This window comes from Rhizobium leguminosarum bv. viciae (assembly GCF_012276115.1).
Taxonomy (GTDB): Bacteria; Pseudomonadota; Alphaproteobacteria; order Rhizobiales; family Rhizobiaceae; genus Rhizobium; species Rhizobium leguminosarum_T.
Genome location: NZ_WIEU01000039.1, coordinates 22,732 through 30,530, shown reverse-complemented (window position 1 = coordinate 30,530; position 7,799 = coordinate 22,732). Strand labels below are relative to the sequence as shown.

The window sequence follows — 7,799 nt, the reverse complement described above, 5'->3', positions numbered from 1 at the left end:
GCTGGGCGCTTGTAGGGCGGCGGGCATTGGGGACCATGAAACCGAGCGCGACATGAACCGCCGTGTACGGAACCGTACGCACGGTGGTGTGGGAGGAGGGACGCCGCAAGGCTCCCTCCTACCCGATTTGCGGGCATCTCACATAGCCTCCGGAACGGGGAAATGCTGGCTGCGTGTCGCGATGGGCGCGTTTTTATACCAAATGCGACAAAATTTCGGTCTTTTTTGTGCGAATATTTCCGAATGAGGCTGATTTTTGACGGAAAATTTCTAAAATTGTCCAACTGGAAAAATTTTCTGCGTAGCCCGTTGCTTTCAGTAAATAAATATCGTTCCATCGAGCGTCGACCGGGATGGCAATCTACGGTCTCCAAACATCAAAAAAGAACAACCGGGAAACAAATATTATGAAAAAGATCTCTGTCATGCTGGCAGCGACGGCCTTGATTTCCGTCATGGCGACGTCGGCCTGGTCCAAGACCCTTGTTTATTGCTCCGAGGGCTCGCCGGAAGGCTTCGACCCCAGCCTCTATACGGCAGGCACGACCTTCGACGCGTCGTCGCGCACGGTCTATAGCCGCCTCGTCGAATTCAAGCATGGCGGGACCGAGATCGAGCCGGGCCTGGCCGACAGCTGGAGCGTTTCGGCCGACGGCACGGAATACACCTTCAAGCTTCATCCTGGCGTCAAGTACCAGGCCACCGACTTCTTCACGCCGACGCGTGACTTCAATGCCGACGACGTCATCTTCTCGTTCGAGCGTCAGCTCAAGGCTGACAATCCGTGGAACAAGTATGTCGAGGGCGGCTCTTACGAATACGCCGCCGGCATGGGCTTTCCTGAGCTGATCAAGTCGATCGAGAAGGTCGATGACCTCACCGTCAAGTTTGTCCTCAATCATCCCGAAGCGCCGTTCCTCGCCGACCTGGCCATGGACTTCGCCTCGATCGTCTCCAAGGAATATGCCGACAAGCTTGCCGCCGACGGCAAGATGGCGCAGCTCAACCAGCAGCCGCTCGGCACCGGCCCGTTCACCTTCGTCGCCTACCAGCCGGATGCCGTCATCCGCTACAAGGCGAACGAAACCTATTTCAAGGGCAAGGAAAAGATCGACGATCTGGTTTTCGCGATCACCTCTGATGCTGCCGTCCGCGCGCAGAAGCTGAAGGCCGGCGAATGCCACCTCATTCCGTATCCGAATGCGGCCGACGTCTCCGAACTCAAGAAGGACGAGAACCTGACCGTGCTCGAGCAGGCCGGCCTGAACGTTTCGTATCTCGCCTACAACACCTTGATTGCTCCCTTCGACAAGGCCGAAGTCCGCAAAGCGCTGAACATGGCGATCAACAAGCAGGCGATCGTCGACGCCGTCTTCCAGGGTGCCGCAGCCGTTGCCAAGAACCCGATCCCGCCGACGATGTGGTCCTATAACGATGCCGTCGTAGACGACAAGTATGACCCCGATGCGTCGAAGAAGATGCTGGCAGATGCCGGCGTCAAGGATCTGAAGATGAAGATCTGGGCGATGCCGGTTTCGCGTCCGTACATGTTGAACGCGCGCCGCGCCGCAGAACTGATGCAGGCCGACTTGGCCAAGGTCGGCGTCGATGCGGAAATCGTCACCCATGAATGGGCCGAATATCTGAAGCTCTCGTCCGACAAGAATCGCGACGGTGCCGTCATCCTTGGCTGGACCGGCGACAACGGCGACCCTGACAACTTCATGGATACGTTGCTTGGCTGCGATGCTGTCGGCGGCAACAACCGCGCTCAGTGGTGCAACAAGGAATTCGACGATCTGATGACGAAGGCCAAGCTGACGGCCGACGTCGCCGAGCGCACGAAGGCCTATGAGCAGGCTCAGCTGATCTTCAAGAAGGAAGCTCCCTGGAATACGCTCGACCACTCATTGGTCTTCGTTCCGATGAGCAAGAAGGTCTCGGGCTTCTTCATGGACCCGCTCGGAATTCACCGCTTCGACGGTGTGGACATTTCCGAATAATAAAAAATCTGTAAACTGCCCGGTCAACGCCGGGTGCGGCCGGCGGTCAGGTTCCCCTGACCGCCGGAAACTATTGGAAAACCTGCTATGTTGCGTTTTTTCATCGGCCGCCTCGCGGTGCTGATCCCGACATTCCTTGGCGTTTCGCTGATAGCCTTCTCGTTCATCCGCATGATCCCCGGCGACCCCGTCATGCTTTTGTCGGGTGAACGTGTGATGGCGCCGGAACGTCACGCCCAGATCATGCACGATCTCGGTTTCGACCGGCCCATATATGTGCAGTATTTCGATTATCTCGGAAAAGTGCTGCAAGGCGATCTCGGCACCTCGATCGTCACCAAGCGGCCCGTTCTCGGCGAGTTCTTCACATTGTTCCCGGCAACCCTGGAGCTTTCGCTCTGTGCCATCATCATCGCCGTCTGTCTTGGCGTGCCCGCCGGCGTCTTTGCGGCCGTCAAGCGAGGCACGTGGTTCGATCAGAGCGTGATGGGTGTTGCCCTCATCGGTTATTCCATGCCGATTTTCTGGTGGGGTCTGCTGCTCATCATCTTCTTCTCCGGCTATCTCGGCTGGACGCCGGTTTCCGGCCGCATCTCGCTGATGTATTTCTTCAAGCCGGTCACCGGATTCATGCTTGTCGACAGCCTGCTGTCGGGGCAGAAGGGAGCCTTCGCCTCGGCCGTCAGCTACCTCATTCTGCCGACCATCGTGCTGGCGACCATCCCGCTCGCCGTCATCGCGCGCCAGACGCGTTCGGCGATGCTCGAGGTTCTGGGTGAGGACTATGTCCGCACCGCGCGCTCGAAAGGCTTGAAGCCGCTGCGCGTCGTCGGCGTGCACGCGCTGCGCAATGCGATGATCCCTGTCATCACCACGATCGGTCTGCAGATCGGCGTTCTTCTTGCCGGCGCCATCCTCACCGAGACGATCTTCTCCTGGCCGGGTATCGGCAAATGGATGGTCGATTCGGTCTTCAAGCGCGATTATGCCGTCGTCCAGGGCGGCCTTCTGCTGATCGCCGGAGTCATCATGCTGGTCAATCTGATTGTTGATGTTCTCTACGGCTTCATCAATCCGCGCATTCGTCATTAGGAGCGGTCCATGAGCACGGTCACCGTCAAAACCGGCCAGCCATCCGCTCTTGCGGAGTTCTGGCATTATTTCTCCCGCAACAAGGGCGCCGTCATCGGCCTGGTGGTGTTCAGCATCATCCTGGTCGTCGCAATCCTTGCGCCGCTCTTTGCGCCGCATGCGCCGAACGAGCAGAACCGCCAGGTGCTGCTGGCCGTACCGTTCTGGATGGAGGCGGGCAGCGCCTCCTACCCGCTCGGAACGGATGCCGTTGGCCGCGATATCCTCTCGCGCCTGATTTACGGCGCGCGGTTCTCGCTCTTCATCGGCGTCGTCGTCGTCACGCTTTCGGTCATTTCGGGAGTCCTGATCGGGCTCGTTGCCGGATTTTTCCGCGGCAAGATCGATACCGCAATCATGCGCCTGATGGATATCATTCTGGCCTTCCCCTCGCTGCTGCTGGCTCTCGTGCTGGTGGCCGTGCTCGGACCCGGTCTGACCAATGCGATGATCGCGATTTCGCTGGTCAACCAGCCGCATTTCGTCCGGCTGACGCGCGCCTCGGTCATTTCAGAGCGCGAGAAGGAATATGTGATCGCCTCGCGGGTCGCCGGTGCGGGCACCTTCCGGTTGATGTTCAAGACGATCCTGCCGAACTGTCTTGGGCCACTGATCGTTCAGGCGACGCTCGCCTTCTCGGCGGCGATTCTGGATGCCGCCGCCCTCGGCTTTCTCGGCATGGGCGCCCAGCCGCCGACACCCGAATGGGGAACAATGCTGGCTGAATCCCGTGAGTTCATCTCGCGCGCCTGGTGGGTGGTGACATTCCCGGGTCTTGCCATCCTCATCACCGTTCTCGCCATCAACCTGATGGGTGACGGCCTGCGCGACGCGCTCGATCCCAAACTGAAGAGGTCGTGATGTCACTCCTCGAGATTGAAAATCTGACGGTCGAATTCCAGACCTCTTCCGGCCTCTTCCGCGCCGTCGATAGCGTGTCACTCGCCTGCGACAGGGGCGAGATCCTGTCGGTCGTCGGCGAATCCGGCTCGGGTAAATCCGTTGCCATGCTGGCCCTGATGGGGCTTCTGCCCTGGACGGCGAAGATCACCGCCGACCGGATGCAGTTCGACGGCAAGGACCTGCGCGGCATCTCCGCCCGCCAGCGCCGCAGGATCGTCGGCAAGGATATGGCGATGATCTTCCAGGAGCCGATGTCGAGCCTCAATCCGTGCTTCACGGTCGGCTTCCAGCTCGGCGAGACCCTGCGCTTTCATATGGGCCTCAACCGCAAGGAACGCCGCCAACGCTCGATCGAACTCTTGAACCTCGTCGGCATTCCGGCGCCGGAAGACCGCCTGTCGAACTTCCCGCACCAGATGTCCGGCGGCATGAGCCAGCGCGTCATGATCGCCATGGCGCTCGCCTGCAATCCGAAGCTCCTGATCGCCGACGAGCCGACGACCGCGCTCGACGTGACGATCCAGGCACAGATCCTCGACCTGCTCGTTCGCCTGCAGAAGGAGCAGGGCATGGCGCTGGTGCTGATCACCCACGACATGGGCGTCGTTGCCGAAACCGCCGAACGTGTGCAGGTGCAATATGCCGGCCAGAAGGTCGAGGAGCAGCCGGTGAGGGCACTGTTCCGCGATCCGCATCATCCCTATACCGCAGCCCTGCTCGCAGCCCTCCCCGAACGCGCCAAGGTCGGCCAGCGTCTTCCTTCGATCGCCGGCGTCGTGCCCGGCCAGCATGGCCGCCCGACAGGCTGTCTTTTCGCGCCGCGCTGCGGCTACGCCACGGTCGAGTGCGATCGCGGCGTCGTCCGTCAGGGACCGGAGCTTGGACTGGCGCTCTGCAACTATCCTTTGAAGGACGGCAAGCCGCTCGGACATCCCGGCATCATGGCCGTTGAAACTGCAGGAGACCTGGTATGACGGGCGCTGTTCTCGAGGGCAGGGATCTAGCCCGCTTCTACACCGTCAACCGCGGCCTCTTCAAAGCCGATGCCACGGTCAAGGCGCTGAACGGCGTCAGCTTCAGCCTGCATTCCGGCAAGACGCTCGCCGTCGTCGGCGAATCCGGCTGCGGCAAGTCGACGCTCGCCCGTCTGGTCACGATGATCGAAGATCCGACGGCCGGCGAATTGCTGATCGACGGCAAGCCGGCGCGCGTTGGCGACCGCAGCTTGCGTAGCCAGGTGCAGATCGTCTTCCAGAATCCTTACGGCTCGCTCAACCCGCGCCAGAAGGTCGGCTCGATCCTCGAAGAGCCGCTGAAGATCAACACCGATCTCGATGCCGCCGCCCGCCGCCGCAAGGTGGAGGAGATGATGGCCCGAGTCGGCCTGCGCCCGGAGCATCACGGCCGCTATCCCCATATGTTCTCCGGCGGCCAGCGCCAGCGCATCGCCATTGCCCGCGCCCTGATGCTGCGGCCGAAAGTGCTGGTGCTCGACGAGCCGGTTTCGGCTCTTGATCTGTCGATCCAGGCGCAGGTCTTGAACTTGCTGATGGACCTGCAGAAGGAGATGGGGCTTGCCTATCTCTTCATCTCGCATGGTCTCTCGGTCGTCCATCACATCGCCGACGAGGTGATGGTGATGTATCTCGGCCGCCCGATCGAAACCGGCCCTGCCGCTGAAGTCTTCGCCCGGCCGCGCCATCCCTATACGGCCGCCTTGTTGTCGGCGACCCCGATCGCCGATCCCGAGCGCGAGAAGACCCGCATCCGCCTGCAGGGCGAACTGCCGTCGCCCTTGAAGCCGCCGTCGGGCTGCCACTTCAACCCGCGCTGCTGGAAGGCGCAGGACTATTGTCGCCAGGTTTCTCCCGAATTAAGGGGAGAAGGCGCACAACAATATGCCTGTCATTTCCCGCTCGACTGAGCGGGAAGCCAAGCTTGAGGAGGAAGCATGCCGGATGAGCGGACGAACAAAGCCCATGCGATCGTCGTCATGGGGGTCAGCGGCTGCGGCAAATCCTCCGTCGGCGAGAAACTCGCCGAAGCGCTGCACTTGGCCTTCGTCGAAGGCGATGCGCTTCACCCGGCCGCCAATGTCGAGAAGATGTCGAAGGGCATTCCGCTGACCGATGAGGACCGGATGCCCTGGCTCGACCGAATCGGCGAAGAGATGAAAGCCTCGCTGGAAAAGAGCGAGGGCATTATCGTTTCCTGCTCGGCGCTGAAGCGCCTCTATCGCGACAGGTTGCGGGCTGCTGCCGGTGGCAATTTGTTCTTCGTCTATCTTGAAGGTTCCAGGGCGCTGCTGATGAAGCGCATGGGCGAGCGCAAGGGACATTTCATGCCGGCCTCGCTGCTCGACAGCCAGCTGGCGACGCTTGAGGTGCCCACAGGCGAGCCGGGCGTCGTCACCGTCGATATCGACGACACGGTGGAAGGCATCGCTGCGACCGCTCTCAAAGGTCTCGCTTCTCTCGGCATCACGGGTTGAAACGCTGCGGCGAATAGGCCGCGATATCGATGAACGGCGTCTCGCCGGTGATGAGTTCGGCCAGCACGCGGCCGGTCACCGGCCCGAGTGTCAGCCCGTGATGGGCATGGCCGAAGGCAAACCACAGGCCCTGATGGCGTGGCGCCTTGCCGATAACAGGCATCATGTCCGGGGTGCAGGGGCGCGCGCCCATCCAGGGTTCGGGATCGAGCCTGCCTCCGAGCGGGAAGATGGTGCGCGCCACGGCTTCGGCGCGGTCGAGCTGGACCGGTGTCTTCGGCGCATCGAGCGTTGCAAACTCCGCCCCTGTCGTCAGCCGGATGCCGCGGTTCATCGGTGCAAGGAGATAGCCGCGTTCGGCATCGAGCGTCCAGTTGTTGAGCACGGCATTGCCTTCGACGGCATAATGCATGTGATAGCCGCGCTTGACGCCGAGCGGAAAGGAATAGCCGAGCCGGCGCGTCGCAACGGCCGCCCAGGGGCCGAGCGCCATCACCGTATCCTCGGCTTCGAGCGGACCTTCTGCGGTCATGATCTTCCAGCCGGAGCCGAACGGACCGAGCGAGGCGGCATCACCTGTGACGAACCGGCCACCCAGGCTCTCGAAATAGCGGCGATAGGCCGATGTCAGTGCATGCGGGTCGAGCACCGACCAGGGATCGCGCCAGCGAATGCCGCCGGCGAAATCGCCGGTCATATGAGGTTCCATGCGGGCGATATCGGCCGGAGTCAGGCTGTCATACTCCACGCCGAATTCATTCTGCCAAAGTGCTGCCTCCGCAAGAGCCTGGTCGCGCTTTGCCTCAGTGCGGAAAATCTTTATCCAGCCGTCCTTGCGGATCAGCCCTTCGGCCTGCGCCGCCTCGATCAGGTCCTTGTGTTCGACAACCGAATTTTCGATCAGCGGCGCATAGGCCCGGGTGATGATCGCGTGGCGCCGCGCATCGGAGTTCCACCAGTAGCGGGCGAGAAAGGCGATCTGGCTCGGCAGTGTGCGCAGGTGATAATGCGCGTCGATGCGGTTATTCAACGCATAACGCAACAAAAGCCCGAGCTGCTGGGGAAAGCCGTAAGGCGCGACGCCTTCCCGTTGGATCAGGCCGGCATTGCCGAACGAGGTTTCGTTGCCCGGATCCTTGCGATCGATCAGCGTCACCTGCCGGCCGCGCCGCTGAAGATGGATGGCCGTGGAAACCCCGACGATGCCGGCGCCGAGCACGATTGCGTTCTTCGTCATTTCCGCTTGCATTCCGCTTTGTTTGTCGGGGTGA

7 protein-coding genes are annotated in these 7,799 nt (G+C 61.4%); 6 read left to right on the top strand and 1 reads right to left on the bottom strand.

Features of this window, described 5'->3' with window-relative positions; all coding sequences use genetic code 11:
- The first annotated feature begins 407 nt into the window (after positions 1 to 407).
- The 6 genes from GFM02_RS34060 (at position 408) to GFM02_RS34035 (ending at position 6,528) form a co-directional block, all read left to right on the top strand.
- Positions 408 to 2,003: an ABC transporter substrate-binding protein gene (locus GFM02_RS34060; RefSeq protein WP_168268930.1), complete on the top strand. Its 1,596-nt coding sequence runs from the start codon at positions 408 to 410 to the stop codon at positions 2,001 to 2,003.
- 87 nt (positions 2,004 to 2,090) lie between these two features.
- On the top strand, positions 2,091 to 3,095 hold the full coding sequence (locus tag GFM02_RS34055) for an ABC transporter permease subunit (protein ID WP_017959055.1): 1,005 nt from the start codon (positions 2,091 to 2,093) through the stop codon (positions 3,093 to 3,095).
- A 9-nt stretch (positions 3,096 to 3,104) separates the two neighbouring features.
- Complete coding sequence (locus tag GFM02_RS34050; protein WP_027666443.1) at positions 3,105 to 3,995, top strand: ABC transporter permease subunit; 891 nt, start codon at positions 3,105 to 3,107, stop codon at positions 3,993 to 3,995.
- Entirely contained in the window at positions 3,995 to 5,011 is a 1,017-nt protein-coding gene (locus GFM02_RS34045) for an ABC transporter ATP-binding protein (RefSeq protein WP_168324155.1), read from the top strand. Before GFM02_RS34050 ends, GFM02_RS34045 begins: the two co-directional genes overlap by 1 nt.
- A complete protein-coding gene (locus tag GFM02_RS34040) occupies positions 5,008 to 5,961 on the top strand; it encodes a peptide ABC transporter ATP-binding protein (protein WP_163877441.1) in 954 nt (317 codons plus the stop codon). Before GFM02_RS34045 ends, GFM02_RS34040 begins: the two co-directional genes overlap by 4 nt.
- 27 nt (positions 5,962 to 5,988) lie before the next feature.
- A complete protein-coding gene (locus GFM02_RS34035) occupies positions 5,989 to 6,528 on the top strand; it encodes a gluconokinase (protein WP_168324154.1) in 540 nt (179 codons plus the stop codon).
- On the opposite strand, the gene GFM02_RS34030 is transcribed toward GFM02_RS34035, so the two are convergent.
- Positions 6,518 to 7,765, bottom strand: coding sequence for an NAD(P)/FAD-dependent oxidoreductase (locus GFM02_RS34030; RefSeq protein WP_168324153.1), 1,248 nt, complete (start codon positions 7,763 to 7,765; stop codon positions 6,518 to 6,520). The genes GFM02_RS34035 and GFM02_RS34030 overlap by 11 nt on opposite strands.
- Positions 7,766 to 7,799 lie beyond the last annotated feature (34 nt).

What these genes read in the sequence shown, in the direction of transcription:
- GFM02_RS34035 (WP_168324154.1), top strand. Translation starts at nt 5,989, where the DNA reads ATGCCGGATGAGCGGACGAACAAAGCCCATGCGATCGTCGTCATGGGG.
- GFM02_RS34030 (WP_168324153.1), bottom strand. Translation starts at nt 7,765, where the DNA reads ATGACGAAGAACGCAATCGTGCTCGGCGCCGGCATCGTCGGGGTTTCC.
- GFM02_RS34040 (WP_163877441.1), top strand. Translation starts at nt 5,008, where the DNA reads ATGACGGGCGCTGTTCTCGAGGGCAGGGATCTAGCCCGCTTCTACACC.
- GFM02_RS34050 (WP_027666443.1), top strand. Translation starts at nt 3,105, where the DNA reads ATGAGCACGGTCACCGTCAAAACCGGCCAGCCATCCGCTCTTGCGGAG.
- GFM02_RS34060 (WP_168268930.1), top strand. Translation starts at nt 408, where the DNA reads ATGAAAAAGATCTCTGTCATGCTGGCAGCGACGGCCTTGATTTCCGTC.
- GFM02_RS34045 (WP_168324155.1), top strand. Translation starts at nt 3,995, where the DNA reads ATGTCACTCCTCGAGATTGAAAATCTGACGGTCGAATTCCAGACCTCT.
- GFM02_RS34055 (WP_017959055.1), top strand. Translation starts at nt 2,091, where the DNA reads ATGTTGCGTTTTTTCATCGGCCGCCTCGCGGTGCTGATCCCGACATTC.